The organism is Leucobacter sp. cx-42, from assembly GCF_014529985.1.
Lineage (GTDB): Bacteria > Actinomycetota > Actinomycetes > Actinomycetales > Microbacteriaceae > Leucobacter.
Genome location: NZ_JACVMU010000008.1, coordinates 129,841 through 142,960, shown reverse-complemented (window position 1 = coordinate 142,960; position 13,120 = coordinate 129,841). Strand labels below are relative to the sequence as shown.

The 13,120-nt window shown below is 58.6% G+C and carries 21 protein-coding genes; 5 read left to right on the top strand and 16 right to left on the bottom strand.

Annotated features, from left to right (window positions below):
• Positions 1–103: 103 nt before the first annotated feature.
• Positions 104–535 (bottom strand): hypothetical protein, encoded by a 432-nt coding sequence (locus ICM05_RS09755; RefSeq protein ID WP_188024392.1) that lies wholly within the window; start codon positions 533–535, stop codon positions 104–106.
• A gap of 110 nt (positions 536–645) precedes the next feature.
• Between ICM05_RS09755 and ICM05_RS09750 the strand changes: the two genes are divergently transcribed.
• A complete protein-coding gene (locus tag ICM05_RS09750) occupies positions 646–1,071 on the top strand; it encodes a hypothetical protein (RefSeq protein WP_188024391.1) in 426 nt (141 codons plus the stop codon).
• Positions 1,072–1,130: 59 nt separating this feature from the next.
• Here the strand turns inward: ICM05_RS09750 and ICM05_RS09745 are convergent, their stop codons facing one another.
• From ICM05_RS09745 to ICM05_RS09735, 3 genes are read right to left on the bottom strand one after another with little or no spacing between them, the layout of a single operon-like run.
• Complete coding sequence (locus ICM05_RS09745; protein ID WP_188024390.1) at positions 1,131–1,319, bottom strand: hypothetical protein; 189 nt, start codon at positions 1,317–1,319, stop codon at positions 1,131–1,133.
• An 18-nt stretch (positions 1,320–1,337) separates the two neighbouring features.
• The gene (gene ssb, locus ICM05_RS09740; protein ID WP_188024389.1) at positions 1,338–1,865 is read right to left on the bottom strand and encodes a single-stranded DNA-binding protein; all 528 of its coding nucleotides are present in this window, start codon (positions 1,863–1,865) and stop codon (positions 1,338–1,340) included.
• Between the two features lie 22 nt (positions 1,866–1,887).
• Positions 1,888–2,079: a hypothetical protein gene (locus ICM05_RS09735; protein WP_188024388.1), complete on the bottom strand. Its 192-nt coding sequence runs from the start codon at positions 2,077–2,079 to the stop codon at positions 1,888–1,890.
• 9 nt (positions 2,080–2,088) lie between these two features.
• On the opposite strand from ICM05_RS09735, the gene ICM05_RS09730 reads away from it, so the two are divergent.
• Positions 2,089–2,340 carry a hypothetical protein gene (locus ICM05_RS09730; protein WP_188024387.1) on the top strand — a complete coding sequence of 84 codons (252 nt, stop codon included), beginning with the start codon at positions 2,089–2,091 and terminating at the stop codon, positions 2,338–2,340.
• 194 nt (positions 2,341–2,534) lie between these two features.
• Here the strand turns inward: ICM05_RS09730 and ICM05_RS09725 are convergent, their stop codons facing one another.
• The 7 genes from ICM05_RS09725 to ICM05_RS09695 all read right to left on the bottom strand — a co-directional run bounded on the left by ICM05_RS09725 (position 2,535) and on the right by ICM05_RS09695 (position 6,181).
• Complete coding sequence (locus ICM05_RS09725; protein WP_188024386.1) at positions 2,535–2,981, bottom strand: hypothetical protein; 447 nt, start codon at positions 2,979–2,981, stop codon at positions 2,535–2,537.
• Positions 2,978–3,331, bottom strand: coding sequence for a hypothetical protein (locus ICM05_RS09720; RefSeq protein WP_188024385.1), 354 nt, complete (start codon positions 3,329–3,331; stop codon positions 2,978–2,980). Before ICM05_RS09720 ends, ICM05_RS09725 begins: the two co-directional genes overlap by 4 nt.
• Positions 3,328–4,104 (bottom strand): hypothetical protein, encoded by a 777-nt coding sequence (locus ICM05_RS09715; protein WP_188024384.1) that lies wholly within the window; start codon positions 4,102–4,104, stop codon positions 3,328–3,330. Before ICM05_RS09715 ends, ICM05_RS09720 begins: the two co-directional genes overlap by 4 nt.
• 124 nt (positions 4,105–4,228) lie before the next feature.
• Positions 4,229–4,489: a hypothetical protein gene (locus ICM05_RS09710; protein ID WP_188024383.1), complete on the bottom strand. Its 261-nt coding sequence runs from the start codon at positions 4,487–4,489 to the stop codon at positions 4,229–4,231.
• 228 nt (positions 4,490–4,717) lie between these two features.
• On the bottom strand, positions 4,718–4,930 hold the full coding sequence (locus ICM05_RS09705) for a hypothetical protein (RefSeq protein WP_188024382.1): 213 nt from the start codon (positions 4,928–4,930) through the stop codon (positions 4,718–4,720).
• A gap of 58 nt (positions 4,931–4,988) precedes the next feature.
• On the bottom strand, positions 4,989–5,939 hold the full coding sequence (locus ICM05_RS09700) for a prohibitin family protein (RefSeq protein ID WP_188024381.1): 951 nt from the start codon (positions 5,937–5,939) through the stop codon (positions 4,989–4,991).
• A 38-nt stretch (positions 5,940–5,977) separates the two neighbouring features.
• Positions 5,978–6,181, bottom strand: a complete 204-nt coding sequence (locus tag ICM05_RS09695; RefSeq protein WP_188024380.1) for a hypothetical protein — start codon at positions 6,179–6,181, stop codon at positions 5,978–5,980.
• A 509-nt stretch (positions 6,182–6,690) separates the two neighbouring features.
• On the opposite strand from ICM05_RS09695, the gene ICM05_RS09690 reads away from it, so the two are divergent.
• Positions 6,691–7,020 carry a hypothetical protein gene (locus tag ICM05_RS09690; protein ID WP_188024379.1) on the top strand — a complete coding sequence of 110 codons (330 nt, stop codon included), beginning with the start codon at positions 6,691–6,693 and terminating at the stop codon, positions 7,018–7,020.
• Positions 7,021–7,046: 26 nt separating this feature from the next.
• Here the strand turns inward: ICM05_RS09690 and ICM05_RS12985 are convergent, their stop codons facing one another.
• The 3 genes from ICM05_RS12985 to ICM05_RS09675 form a co-directional block, all read right to left on the bottom strand.
• Positions 7,047–7,907, bottom strand: a complete 861-nt coding sequence (locus tag ICM05_RS12985; protein ID WP_188024378.1) for a phage antirepressor KilAC domain-containing protein — start codon at positions 7,905–7,907, stop codon at positions 7,047–7,049.
• Between the two features lie 5 nt (positions 7,908–7,912).
• Positions 7,913–8,524 carry a hypothetical protein gene (locus tag ICM05_RS09680; RefSeq protein ID WP_188024377.1) on the bottom strand — a complete coding sequence of 204 codons (612 nt, stop codon included), beginning with the start codon at positions 8,522–8,524 and terminating at the stop codon, positions 7,913–7,915.
• A gap of 66 nt (positions 8,525–8,590) precedes the next feature.
• Positions 8,591–8,839 (bottom strand): hypothetical protein, encoded by a 249-nt coding sequence (locus tag ICM05_RS09675; protein ID WP_188024376.1) that lies wholly within the window; start codon positions 8,837–8,839, stop codon positions 8,591–8,593.
• Positions 8,840–9,023: 184 nt separating this feature from the next.
• Here ICM05_RS09675 and ICM05_RS09670 point away from each other — a divergent pair, with 184 nt between their 5' ends.
• On the top strand, positions 9,024–9,374 hold the full coding sequence (locus ICM05_RS09670) for a helix-turn-helix transcriptional regulator (RefSeq protein WP_188024375.1): 351 nt from the start codon (positions 9,024–9,026) through the stop codon (positions 9,372–9,374).
• Entirely contained in the window at positions 9,358–10,524 is a 1,167-nt protein-coding gene (locus ICM05_RS09665) for a tyrosine-type recombinase/integrase (protein WP_188024374.1), read from the top strand. The genes ICM05_RS09670 and ICM05_RS09665 overlap by 17 nt, the downstream gene beginning before the upstream one ends.
• Positions 10,525–10,726: 202 nt before the next feature.
• On the opposite strand, the gene ICM05_RS09660 is transcribed toward ICM05_RS09665, so the two are convergent.
• Together ICM05_RS09660 and ICM05_RS09655 are read right to left on the bottom strand one after the other, a co-directional pair.
• A complete protein-coding gene (locus ICM05_RS09660; RefSeq protein ID WP_188024373.1) occupies positions 10,727–11,722 on the bottom strand; it encodes a hypothetical protein in 996 nt (331 codons plus the stop codon).
• Between the two features lie 178 nt (positions 11,723–11,900).
• A complete protein-coding gene (locus ICM05_RS09655) occupies positions 11,901–12,587 on the bottom strand; it encodes a hypothetical protein (RefSeq protein ID WP_188024372.1) in 687 nt (228 codons plus the stop codon).
• Positions 12,588–13,120 lie beyond the last annotated feature (533 nt).

Genomic DNA, 13,120 nt, shown 5'->3' with positions numbered 1-13,120 from the left:
GTGTCCCTTCGTACGGTGTTGATGTGTTTGGGGTGCTGCGCTCGCCGCAGCTGTGTTGGTGGCTGCGGGTGGCAGTTTGGGGTGGTTCTGGAAGGTGCAGCTGTCAAGGGATGTCTTTGAAGACGTCGTCCCAGTCGGCGACGAGGTCGGTGACGGTTGGTCGCTGCGGATTATCGACGGGCTGGTCAGTGAGCGCGAACGTGCGCGCTTCATCTGAGCGGGTGGCTCCGGTGGACACGTTGGTCAGGTAGCGATCGTGGATCACGCTCTCGGGATCTGGGACGATCCAGTGCACTGCGGAGCCCCACCACACCTCGATGCCGACTTGGGCTTCGAGGTTGGTTTCTGCCCACTGTCCGACGATCCGGCCGTCAACGACTTGCGCGGTGCGCCAGCAGTGGCGCGGTGGTTCGGTGTCGCGTCCTTCGCGCCAGGCGTTGAGCTCGCGGCCGACGGTGATGATCATCTGGTCGGTGGCTGGCCCGGTGACGTGGCGTTCGCGGACTGTGCGCGTGAATTCCCACGATTCACTCACGCCAGCACCTAAAGACTGCGGAATCGGCCAGGCACGATGGCACAGGCGGACAAACTGAAAGCATTGAGGGTCGCAAAAGCAACCTCCAATCATTGGATAGAGTGCGAGACATGAATTTCAACGACTACGTTCAACTCGCAGTTGCAGTTGGCACACTTGGCGCAACTCTGGTTGGAATCATTTCCTTAGTCCGGCAGTCACGCACCAACTCTCAAGTAGACGAGTACAGGGATGTCCACTGGGCCGGGGACTGGCATCACTCGAAATCCGGCGGCGCAGAATTCAAACTAAAAAACACTGGCAAAACATCAGCCAAGAAGGTTCGAATTGCAGTCCGCACTGGCATTTACCATGACTCCCCATTGCGAATGAACAAAGCTGGAACATTCAGACCAGGCGCCGAAAGAGTGCTTCTAAAATCAGACAAGAGTCCGCAAGAAGTCGAGTCGCTTGAGCAGGCTTTTTTTGGTAATCACGCTCGTATCGAGGTCTGGTGGCGTAGTCCGCTTGGTTACCCGGAATATGTGAATTTTTAGCTGGCACACCCAGAAGGGCGGCAATGTGGCCAGCCCCTCTGGGTATAAGAAAACCCCGCTTAGTTGGGCGGGGTTGAGGTGAGGTTGATCGGCACGGTTCGCGTGACCGCTCGTCGTTGTCGACGGCGAGCGCGCGCGTTCTTACATGCGGTCACGATCGGGATGATGATGCACGCGGCGATGAACAGCGCGACCAGTGCGAGCGTGATCCAGCCGAGGCCGTTGAGCAGAATCCACCAAGGGTTCATGATTGTTCTCCTGCCTGCTTAGAAGGGCTGTTCGTCGTCGAGGTTGCCAACGAAGTCGGCCGGGTCTTGGTTGGCCTGGTGTCCTTCGCCTGTCCAGGGGTTGTCCTGGGGTGCGGGTGGCTTGTTCCAGCCGCCCTGGCCTGCCGGCTGGTTGCCGCCGAAGTGTCCGACCTGGCCGCGCTGCTGGCCTCGTGCTACCTGCGCGGTGGCGAAGCGGAGCGATGGCCCGACTTCTTCGACGTCGAGTTCGAGGCTGATGCGCTGCTGGCCTTGGTTGTCGGTGTAGGTGCGCTGTGTGAGGCGGCCGAGCACGATGACGCGCATGCCTTTCGTGAGTGATGCCGCGATGTTGTCGGCGTATTCTCCGAATGCGCGGCAGCTGAGCCACAGTGGTTCGCCGTCTGACCAGTCGCCTGACTGCCGGTCGCGCGTTCGCGGGGTGTTCGCGACCCGGAATGTGACCCAGCTCTTTCCTGCTTGTGAGACGCGCGGTTCGGGATCCGCGACGAGGTTGCCGATTACTGTGATGAGCGGTTCGCCTGCCATGTTTTCCTGCTTTCTGGTTTCTCTATCGGGTGAGGAGTGTGGGCTGGATCAGTCCGTCGAAGTTGCCGACGGTGACTCGCAGCGCTGCTGGCCTGTACGGGTTGTCGGATTTGCCGCTGATGAATCGGATCGACTTCCCGCGCTGCCACTTTTTCGCGTACGCGGTGACACGTTCGAGCAGCTCCGGCTGGAGGTCTAGCGGGGTAACTTCCACTGCTTTTTCATGGCCGTCGAGCAGGCGCTCCGCGACTGGCGGGAAGTTGCCGCTGATGGGGTTGAACCGGCAGAGCCGCTCCGTTTCGCCTTGGTGAATAATCTCGACCGTCACCGTCGCTGTGGCGAGCGCGTGGTCTTCTGTCCCTGGTTGGATACCGGTGATCTTGAGCTCGTATGCTTCGACGGTGGCGCCGCTGTAGCTGCCGACCAGGGTGCGGGTGTTGGTTTTTGCGATCCATTCGATTCCCTGGCGCGGTAGCAGGATTTCGCCCGTGGCTTCTTGGGAGAGTTTGAAGGTGCCGACCGTGTATCGGGTCCGTGGCCGCGATCCGGCTGCCTGAGATCTGCGCGACCGTGATGATTGGCGTGACTGGATCTTTGGAGGTGTGCGGCAGGACAGCTGCGCACGCCTCGATCGCTTCCATCAGTGGGAGCGTGATGCTCGGTTTCTTGTCATTCGTTTTCTTGCTCATGTGTCTCTTCTTCCAAGTTCAGTCGGTCGATAATGGCCTGCACGCTGTCAGGCCGGAACGCGGGCGGGATCTCCGCTACACGGAACACCACGCACGCCTCGCCCTCACGTTTGGGGCGGTAGGTGATGCGCGGCATCAGTTTCACCATGAACACCGCGGTGTCGTCTTCCACGAGGCCTCCGTCGACGAGGCCGTCGCAGAACGGTTTCAGCGATGCGACGGGGTTCTCGTCGTCGCGCCGGGTGCGGGTGTTCACGAACCACTCCATCTCGACGATGCAGCGATCCATGCGGGGCAGGGTCGCCGCCCACGCTGCGGCCTCGTCACGGATCGATTTCACGACCCGCTTAGCTTCGTGGAAGTGCATGCGCCCGTTCAGGGACAGTGGGAGCTTCACCCACTCGAACACGTACTCGTGAATCTTCACGCTGCCCTCACCCCCACCAGCTGCAGCTGATGCCGAAGAGCCGCGGCGCGCTGCGCCTGGTTATCGCGATCCTCAGTCATCGACCGCACAGTCTCGAGCAATTCCACATTCCCCGCCTTCAACTCCGCACACACCCGCTCCGTAGCCGCCAACTGATCGGCGGCGAGCGCGTTCGCGACAACTTCACGGTTGTAGCCGTTACCGATCGCGTAGAGGGCGTATTGGATCTGGTCGCGGGTGAGGCCTGCAATGTAGCGGGCCAAGGCTGTACCGTCCTTTTCTTCCAGGAGCGTGAGGATCCGCTCAGCATGGGCGCTTGCCTCCTGCTCGAGCTGTGGGAGGTTCATCATGCTGCGTCCTCTTGCATGACCGGGCAGGTGTTGCAGCTACCGTCGGGCATCCAAACATGCTTGTGCTCCACCGGTGCCGGCTCCTCTTGCGAGGCCGCCCACCGCTCGAACGCGACACCTGCGACCTTGCACGCCCTGCACGCTGCGTCGGTGCCGACCGGATGACGTTCACAGAAAATCGGTGGGGCCGAAGGCGCACCCCCTTCTTTATGAAGGGGGGTAGCTGTAGTAGTAGATGTAGCTGTAGTAGTAGTGCGACCCATCGACTCACCCTCAACCGATGGGTCAACCGATGGGTCAATCTTCACGTTTACCCCACTGAAACTAAGGATCGTTTCAAGCTGCCGCGCAGACTTCCAACCCGGCAAATCAGGGTGCTCAGCTTTCAGCTTCTGCACCTCAAACGCGACCACCGAACGCAGCCGCTCCGACGCAACCCCAGTCCAGTCGTTCGCCATCGTCACCGCCATGTTCGGCTGCTTCAACACACCGTCATGCTTCACATACGACCGCACCAAAACTTCCTCAGTGTCCTCATCAATCACGATGAAAAACCCCGCCACAAGCTCCGCAGCCATGCGCTCAACGTCCCCAACAGACAAGCCCGCAGCCATCGCCGCAAGCCGCCTCGGCCGCCAATCACACACACCCGCACGATTCGTCTTCGGATGCGTCAACAACAACTCATACAGCCACTGCGCCGGCATCGACAACGCACGCCAATCACCATCACCCCACATATCCAAACGAATATTCGCATGCTCACGCGCCACACGTCAGCCCTCCTTCCCCCACACCACACAAACCCCTCCCCTGCAGCAGCCGAAGCGCTCGCCGCAGTGTTGGGCGTGCATTGGTTGCTGGTGTGGGATGGTTCGTGGGTGTGGTTTTCCGCATTCATGCGGGTTTGTTGATGTTTGTGTCGCCACCAGTGGGTGATGACGTTGGGGCCGCGGGGAACGGCCAAATCTTCTGGCCGGCAGCGATCACGCCGCCGAGGGAGATATAGAGCTGGTTCACGGGCTCGTAGAAGAAGAGCTGACCGCTCCTACCAACCACGGTCCACGCGGCGACGGGGATGTAGTCAACGTCGAGCGCCCATACGTCGCCGAGTTCGGCGTCTCGCCAGGGCGTCGCGTTATTCCAGCTGGCCGGCATCTGTGTCCTCCTTGTACCCAAGCCAGACCAGACCTTTCCGGCTGGCCTCGTAAATGTGGTGGCCCCATCTGCGCCATGCCATCAAGCTCCATCCGATCGCTGCGAGGAGCAGCAACCATTCGTCCGCGATAGGTTCCACGGCGTACCCCTTCCTGTCGGAATGTGTTCAGTGCCGGTGCGGGGATTCGAACCCCGTGAAGCCCCAACTGGCTCACCGGCGACCGTGCGTTACGGCTTGAAGATCGCGCGACCAGCCCACATGAGGGCTTCCTCGAGCTTTGTCAGCGCGAGCGACTGCTCCCGCGACGGTTCAGTGAGGTCTTCCAGCCGCGCGCCGGCCTCTGCGATCAACTGGCGGATCTCTCGCTGTGCGTCCAGCTGCGGCTCTGACGGTTTGCCGCCGTCCTGCGCGATAAGGAATCGCGTCTCGTTCTGTGCCATGAGCGGCTCTCTTTCTTCTGGGTGAGCTAATGACTTGGCGCTACACCGGCGGCGAGCGCTATTTGTTTGCTGGCAGGTTGACCATGCCCGAGAAGTCCTCGGGAACGATCACCAAGTTGCCGCCCTTGCCGATCTCGCGGAGCGTCTCGTACTTCAGCTGCTCGAGGTTGGTCTCGGTCAGCGACTCAGCAAGAACGCGGTTTGATTCGGCCTTGACCTTGTTTGCTTCGAGTTCGGCGTTTGCCTTCTCAACCTCGGTGCGGGCGTTCTGTGCCTCGGCGAAGCGCTGCTGCACGTCCTTCGGGTATCGGATCTCCTGTAGCGAGACCGTCTCTACCTGAACGCCGCGCTTTGCCCAGCGCTCGTCGAGGTATTCGGTGATCTTCTGCTCGACCTCGGCGCGGCCATTGAGCAGCTGGATGGTGCCGTACCCCGCGGGGACTGTACGAACGCCTGCACGGATGTCGTTCTCGATAAACTTGCTGATGAAGTTCTCCTGAGTGCCGTAACGCTTGTACACGTCGACGACCGCGTCAGGCTTGATCGAGTAGCGCACCGAGATGTCGATGTTCGCGCTCACACCTTCCTTGTCTTGGATGGTGATCTGCGGGCCATTCGCGTCTTTCGTTGGTTCGCCCTTTGAGCTTGCGAAGATGACCTGCTGATTGCGGATGTCGTACGTCAGAGCAGACTGCCAGGGCGCCTTCAGACCAAAGCCCGGCTTTGTGACTTCCCCCTGAACTTCACCAGTCCAGGAACGCAGCACCTTCGCCTGGCCTTCGTCGTTCGTGTACGACATCGAGGCGAACCCGAACCCCAGCGCGATCACGAGCAGTGCAGCAGCGCTCAGGCGCCACCACCCTTTGCCCTCGCCCTTTTCGCGCAAGACCTCAACCTCACCGTTGTAGCGAGTTCGCGTCTCCTCAGGACGATGGGCGACAATCGCGCCACCCAGCAGCGCGGCTACGGCGAGCGCGGCGAAGATGCATGCAAATACAAAGACAGTCATCTGGTTTCTCGTTTCTTTCTCTAGATCTGGAAAATCGTTTAGGCGGTTACGCCCCACGCCTCGCGGACGCGCTTGAGCTTCTTCTCCGAACGCGCCACTTTGCCGCGAGCTCCACGCAACCCGTCTGGCTTGATGACCGTTTCGCGAAATTCGTGGCGCTCAGCCAGCGGAGTGCCAACCTTCGTGGGCTTGGTGAACTTAATGCCGCTCGCGCGACGTGCCTTCTTTACTGCAGTAGCCATGACGGCTCCCTTCGTTGGTGACTCAGAATGGTCGTTGGCGGCCAGGATTTAGCACCTGGTGCGCGGCCGGGAATCCCAGGCACCGCGCAGCACTACGCACGCCATAGCCGCACAAAGACGGCCAAAGTTTTTATCCCCACCACGGGGTAGAACACGCGCGTCAACTATCCACGCGGCTAGGGTTCGAAAACCCCTACATGCGAGCCACAAACGCCATTCCTGGCGCCGCAACCCGCTCCCCACACACAACGCCTCACGCGCCAGGACACGAACCCTGACGCAACCCCGTATGCCGGTTATCTGCTATTCGATTGAGCTCTCGATGCTGGTCATGGAACACCCGGTGAAAGGGGCTCTCGCAGCGATAGAGCGGCTGTTTAGGCCATTCGTGGACTAGACGCAGTTACCCGCGCAAAGCCCTGTTTTGGGTATGCAGCAGCACACCCAAGGGCGATCCCCTGGAAGAGAAGGCCGGCTAGCTACACGCAGCCGCCCATAGAATCAGGAATATGCAGTTCTCGACCGATTCCGCAGAGTTCCTCGCGATGCTCATCATCACCGCAGTGATTGCATCAACCATTGGAGCCTCATCAACCCCCTACAGGCTTGCCAATCGAGGTAGCGCCGTCACCTGGTTTGTGATGAGAGCTGTCATTCCGGTGGTTTCTGTGTCTGTTCTCGCGTTCTACGCGATCGGCGGATTCACCAGCTTTGGCCTCACGGTCTTGGTAATTGCCCTCTTCGGGCTCGGCAGCGCACTGGCTGGAATTGTTGAAGTCGCGCACGCGATTGCGTTCCGTCAACCACAAGAAAGTGACGGTGAAGCCGAAAGGCAGTAAGAAAACGATCACGAGCGGCAGGTAATTCATGCCGTCACCGCCTGAGCAACGAGATCTGCGTCTTCCTTCGGCATCAGCACACTCCCGTACTTCTTGAGGTTTGTGCCCGCCGCATCCCAAAGACGGCCATAACCACGTGGCGTGAGCCGAGCTGACACCTTCACGAACGAGCCGTGATTGTGCGTGTCAACGGTTGTGTCCTTCGGCTTCACCCAGCCAGCCTCAATCGCTCGAGATGTTGGCTGATTCTTGCGAACAGTGTTGCCGCGAATGATGAGTCCGACGATGCCAGCGAGGTCGAAAACGTCATCACGGAGAATCTTCACGCCAGCATGGTTTGATGCCGCATGCACTTTGAGGTCGTTTGCTAGGTCACCGATCGTGCGCAGCCCGTCTGCCTGACGGAACGTGTCTGCCTGCGCCGCTTTTGGTTCAAGCTCCGCGATCTGCTGATCCTTCGCCGTAAGCATCGCCTGCGCTTCGAGTACCGCGAGAGCGATCAATTCCGCGCCAGAGGGGGTCTCCCGCTGCGAAACTTCCGCCTGACGGGTCTTCACCGCGAAATACTGCTGCGCCGCCGCGACTTCCTGCTTCGATCCGTCCGCGTTCTGGAACAAGATGTAGCAGCCGTAGCGGGTGAGCTCGACGTCTTCGATCTGCTTCGTCCCGCCGTTCGGCATCGGAGACGTTTTAGGCGCTCCCCTAAAATGTTCCGCAGCGTCAAGACCGCTAGCGTTCACCGAGATAATTGCGCGGTTAATCGCCCGCGACCAGTCCTGCCACGCCTTGTAGCCGGCGAACGGCATCAGGTCGCGAGCCGACCACACCTCACCGTCAGTGAGCGTGATGATCTTGAGGTCATCCAGCTTTTCTGAGAAAACATCCACCGCGTTCACTTTGCTTCCTCCCAAAGAAGAGTGTTGGCATCAAGGTGGCCAGCGTTAAGCCGCGCAATAACAAGGGCGGGGAAAAGACCGCTGTCAGTTGTGACCAAAGTGCGATCCAGTTCGCGGTCGTACACGTACCCTCCGACCGCCACGAATCGAGGTTGTGCGGGGGCAGAAGGAGACACTGCCCCCGCACCGGTGTTCTCCTGTACGGTCATGGCAGGAGCATCAGAGGTGACCGCCTCTGACTCCGCTACGACAGGAGAAGAATGACGAACATCATTGATTCGGTCAAGAAGCTGCGAGCTGAAGCCACCCCAGAAAACCAGATCGAGAAGCTTTGGGAGGCAATTGAGCTGGTCGCCGAGGACAATGGGCTTGAAACCATTCGTGAGATTGGGCTCCTGAGCCGCTAGATCTTGCTTCGTTGCAGCGGTGCTTGAAGACTCACTTCGAGTACCGCTGCGGGCGGACTCAATCTCTTTGATCGCATTATCAAAGGCTGTGCGCCGCGCCTCCTCAGCTTTATCGATCTCTTCGTTAGCGATGCTTCGGATCATCTCTACGGTCTTCTCGGCCGCTGTCTTGATTTTGCTGTTATCGTTGATCTCAGACATTTTGAGTCCTATCTAGATGTTCTAGCCCGTAGTTACCGCTACGGGCTTTTTGCTTTACCGGCGGAGTTAGCTCGCTCGCACGAGCTGGATCTTGTCGCGTGCTTCCTCTGCCTCTGACTTCTTGTGCTCGCAGAGCTCCCCACCTGCCCACGCCTCTGCGCAGCCCTCTTCGATTAGCCAGTTGCCACCTTTGGTGCGCTGCTTGCCGTGGAGCTTTCCCGCGTTGAGACTGATTCGCACCGTGATGATGTGACTGCGGTACTCGTCTGCGACCTCTTGCGTAGTGAGTTTTCGTGGCTTCTTTTCTGACGTCAATCTGCCACTCCTTCCGTAATTCCGTACACGCAATCTACTTGCGATACCGAAACACTATCTAAAGTTATTCCGCACTTGCAACTCTTTTCCGAAAATGAATTTACCAAGTAACTACGACCACCCAACTCCGCAATCCATCGCGAAATCGGGTTGCGTTTGCGGAATCGCAATGTACGATAGTCACATGATTAATCGCATAACTTGGAACAGCTACGTTGACCAGATCAGTGATGGCTTGAAGGATTCGCAGATTGCCGCCGCTATCGACGTAGCGCCATCAACCATCAGTCGATGGCGCAGCGGACAGGCTCCAAACCCTGGACACGTTGCGGCTCTTTGCGACTACTTTGGCGAAAACCCAATCGTTGGATTCGTGGCGGCCGGCTACCTCACACGCCAACAAATGGATGAAATATTCAATTCCAGCGGCATCAGCCTGAGCACTTCACTGGAAGACTTCAGCTCAACCACTCTCGCCAATGAACTAGCCAGGCGCGCAAGGGAATGGGAAAAGAACGATGGCATGGGCTGTTAAGCGACCCTCTGGCAAGTGGCAGGGAAAGTACCGAAATGCTGCCGGAGAGTCCCGTTCGGCGGGCACATTCAAGCTCAAGCGTGACGCAATGGAGGCTGCAAGCAAAGCCGAATACAGCGCCATAGAACCCAAGGCGGCAGAGCCAACCAATGCAGAGATCACCTGGGGCGAATGGTGTGAACAGTGGTGGCTCACACGGGTTGCCGAGAACACCACACTCGCGTCAGAGGACTCGATGATCCAGAAGCGCATCGCCCCGACGTGGCGAGATGTGCGACTTGTGGACATCAGCAAGCACGATGTGCAGGCGTGGGCATCCACGTTGCTCGTTGCCCAGAAACCAGTGGGCAAGGAGAAGGCGTTGAAAGCCCTCCAGCCAGCTTCGGTGCGGCGCGTGCTGAACGTCTTCGTGTCCTCGCTAAGCTCTGCAGTGGATGCAAACCTGATCGACTCGAACCCTGCAATGAGCGTAAAATTGCCGCCGAACCCGCAGGGCAAAGAGGTGTTCCTCACCCAAGCGCAGTTCAAAGCCCTCGTGGACGCCATTGACCACACGGAGGATGCTGCGCTCGTGACGTGGCTCGCTTACACCGGCATGAGGTTCGGTGAAGCGGCCGGGCTCCACTGGCACAACGTAGACGAAACTCGCATGCTCGCTACCGTTGCTGACGTGTACGACGGCTCGGAGATCAAGCCATACCCGAAAGGCCGCCGACAGAGGTTCGTGCCAATCTTTGACTTCCTACTGGACGATCTAGAGCGACCGACCACCGCGACCGGGTGCGGGGTCAAGCATCGCGACGGCAAGTGCAAATCCAGTCTCGTCTTCACAACGCACACCGGAATGCCTGTCGATCGCAGAAACTTCACCAAGCGGGTACTGGCGCCAGCACTAGAAGAAGCGAAGCTGGATAAGCTCGGTGTCACGCTTCATGACCTTCGGCACACTTATGCATCGTGGCTCATTCAGGGCGGGCAGCCGCTCGAGCGAATCGCGGAGCTCCTTGGGCACGCCTCGTTGTCAACGACGCAGATCTACGCGCACCTCGCGCCAGCTCGACACGATGCGATCCTCGCGTCACTGCGGGGCGCAAACGGGGCGCAGAAATCGATATTGAGCGACAATCCCCCACTACGCGCCGTGATCTAGAAGGTTGAAAAAAGCCCGATCAGACAACACGTAGCTACGCATGGTTACGTATCACTATTTCTACTGTTTTTCATTCACACGGAAGGGGTCACTGGTTCGATCCCAGTATCGCCCACCACAAAGAGGCCCCCGGTTACCCGGGGGCCTCTTGCGTTACGTGCGCTTCCTGGGGCTTAATCTGCGTGCAGCCACTTCCTCAGGACTACGAATTTCGCATACGCCGAACTCGCGCCAGGAGAACCCCGCCGATTCCCACTACGGTGAACGCAGTTCCGAGCGCGATGAACTGAGACATGTTTCCCTCACCTGTCACGGCAAGTTGGTTCGCTGCAGCTGGCGACACAGCATCCTTGTTCGAGTCGGCGCCGGTGTGCAATTCAGCCTCAGGGTCTACGGTCGGGGTCGTCTCGGGGTCAACCTCTGGTTCCGGCGTCACCTCTTGGCCGTCGGAATCTTTCGCGATCGGCACTTCCAGACGCGCGTCGCCAGCGACGGTGTAATCATTGAATTCAGCCACAAGCCTGTACCCAACAGGGACGGACAGCTCGCCTGTCGTAATAATCGAGTCAAGCTCACGATCAGAGAAGACCTGCTCCTCCACCGGATTGCCATTCTCCGTATACACGACAGTCACTTCGTATTGGGCACGCACAAGCTCAACCGCAAGAGTCTCACTTCCGCTCACCACGTGAGTCGTAAACGGAGTCTTGAGTTCATAGCCAGCAGGAACGGCGAGTTGAGCCTCGGCAATTTCGTCTCCCGCTAACAGGGCACTGAAAATCTGACGGTCGATCTCGTTCCCGGAGTGGACGTACGAGATGTCGACGTCAAACTGCTCTCGCTCAATTGGAATGCCGGTCTCGTATAGCCCGTAGCTATCCCAATCAACATTGAAGTACCAGTCCCATTCCGGGGCGACCACGTAGCCCTCAGGCGGACTTACGAACTCGGAGAGGTCTATGTAGCCACCTTTGGACGCACCAATACACTCCACCTTCTTCAGTTCGCTACCGTGCACGTAGTTGAGCTGGATAACAATGTCGGCCGAAACGCTTCCGCAGGACTCCAAACCCTCAACTCGAGGCTCCACCTGGATGCTCGGTACTGCGGCCTGCGCAGCGAGCGCTGGACTGCCCGCCGCATAGGCGCCCAGGGCCACTGCCAAGATTGCCATTGCGGCGGCACGTTTTGATTTCAATGCTGTGCGTGTAACACTCGCAATCGACATATTTCCTCCTGAGGCGCACACAACGCTCGTCATCAGTGACTCGTTCTCACCACTCAACAACCAGTGGATCTTTGGTGAAGTCTATTTGCGCTCACTGCTGACACACAAGGAACTGAAAGCAAGAAAGCCAGCAGGGTGGGTACTTCAATCAAGAAGTAGCCACCCTGCTGGCTTCGGAGGCTTTCGAACTTACGCGTTGCGTGCTCGTCGGGCCCGTGGTCGGCTTCACGTCTGACTTGGTGACAGTATCAGGATCAGGATCAATAGTGCCGTCAGAGCCTTCTCCCCCATCGGGATTCGCTACCCCATCAGGATCAGTCACAGGCTTCGCAACCGCAACCGATATCTCAGCGTCACCAACGACAACGTAATCAGCAAAGCTACTCACGATCTTGCACCCGGAAGGGACGACCAGATCGAGCGCAGAAATCTCCGCATCACGCGTCAAACCCGAAAGCATCTGACTCCCAACAGCAACGCCGTTCTCAGTGAAATTCACCTTCACCGCATGAGTCTGACGAACTAGCTCAACCGTGAGTTCAGCATCGCCCGTCACCTCGTGCGTCGCGATTGGAGCCGCAATCTTGTAGCCGGCAGGGATTTCCAGGTCAGCCTCGGTGATCAACGAACCGTGCTCCGAATTTGGAGAAGGACTGGTATCCAACCCAGCCGGAACACTGACCTGGTCCTCAGAAATAACGTCGCCCGCAAGAACCGAGAAGAATATTTGCCGGCCAATTTCGCTTCCCTCAAAGATGAACGAAACGTCGGCTTGGTACTCCGCAGGTGTCACGGGGATCACCGCTTCAAAGATGCCGTTCGAGTAGAAGCCCACGGCACTGAAATCCCACTGAGAATAGCGGGAAGGAGGGTATCCCTCAGGGAGGCTGAAGAAGCGGAGACCAATCCAGACCTTCGCCCTTTTTCTGCCCCACACGCTGCGTCTTCAGTGTGTGGTTGTCGTAGACAAACAGCAGGTTTATTTTGACTTGCGCTCCTGAATCCGAGCAGCCCATTGCTGCGGATGCCCTGATCTGCGGCACGAACGCCGCCTGCGCCGAGCTTTGCTGAACTCCAGCGGAAAACAGTCCCAGCACCATCGAAGGGCCGCAACAATTCCGAGACGCGCCCGTTGGGACGCGCTACGTTTCACACCAACACGAACAATGTTTCTCCTGGGCGCATGACTGCCAATACCAGCACCGACATAGCTTTCCCCATGGTTGACAGAGGGCACTTCTAAGTGAGGCATAGGGCTGACACTCATCTCGCACCAGGCATTCCTGCCCCTACCCGCGAACCATCATCGTTGCTCAATTCATCCAGCAACACCCCAGGCCCGCGTTGGAGCAACCGAAAAAGACAGGT

Coding starts and splice junctions, on each gene's coding strand:
- ICM05_RS09750 (WP_188024391.1), top strand. CDS start 646: ATGAATTTCAACGACTACGTTCAACTCGCAGTTGCAGTTGGCACACTT.
- ICM05_RS09745 (WP_188024390.1), bottom strand. CDS start 1,319: ATGAACCCTTGGTGGATTCTGCTCAACGGCCTCGGCTGGATCACGCTC.
- ssb (WP_188024389.1), bottom strand. CDS start 1,865: ATGGCAGGCGAACCGCTCATCACAGTAATCGGCAACCTCGTCGCGGAT.
- ICM05_RS09730 (WP_188024387.1), top strand. CDS start 2,089: ATGGCCGTCGAGCAGGCGCTCCGCGACTGGCGGGAAGTTGCCGCTGAT.
- ICM05_RS09720 (WP_188024385.1), bottom strand. CDS start 3,331: ATGATGAACCTCCCACAGCTCGAGCAGGAGGCAAGCGCCCATGCTGAG.
- ICM05_RS09710 (WP_188024383.1), bottom strand. CDS start 4,489: ATGCCGGCCAGCTGGAATAACGCGACGCCCTGGCGAGACGCCGAACTC.
- ICM05_RS09705 (WP_188024382.1), bottom strand. CDS start 4,930: ATGGCACAGAACGAGACGCGATTCCTTATCGCGCAGGACGGCGGCAAA.
- ICM05_RS09700 (WP_188024381.1), bottom strand. CDS start 5,939: ATGACTGTCTTTGTATTTGCATGCATCTTCGCCGCGCTCGCCGTAGCC.
- ICM05_RS09695 (WP_188024380.1), bottom strand. CDS start 6,181: ATGGCTACTGCAGTAAAGAAGGCACGTCGCGCGAGCGGCATTAAGTTC.
- ICM05_RS09690 (WP_188024379.1), top strand. CDS start 6,691: ATGCAGTTCTCGACCGATTCCGCAGAGTTCCTCGCGATGCTCATCATC.
- ICM05_RS09680 (WP_188024377.1), bottom strand. CDS start 8,524: ATGTCTGAGATCAACGATAACAGCAAAATCAAGACAGCGGCCGAGAAG.
- ICM05_RS09670 (WP_188024375.1), top strand. CDS start 9,024: ATGATTAATCGCATAACTTGGAACAGCTACGTTGACCAGATCAGTGAT.
- ICM05_RS09665 (WP_188024374.1), top strand. CDS start 9,358: ATGGCATGGGCTGTTAAGCGACCCTCTGGCAAGTGGCAGGGAAAGTAC.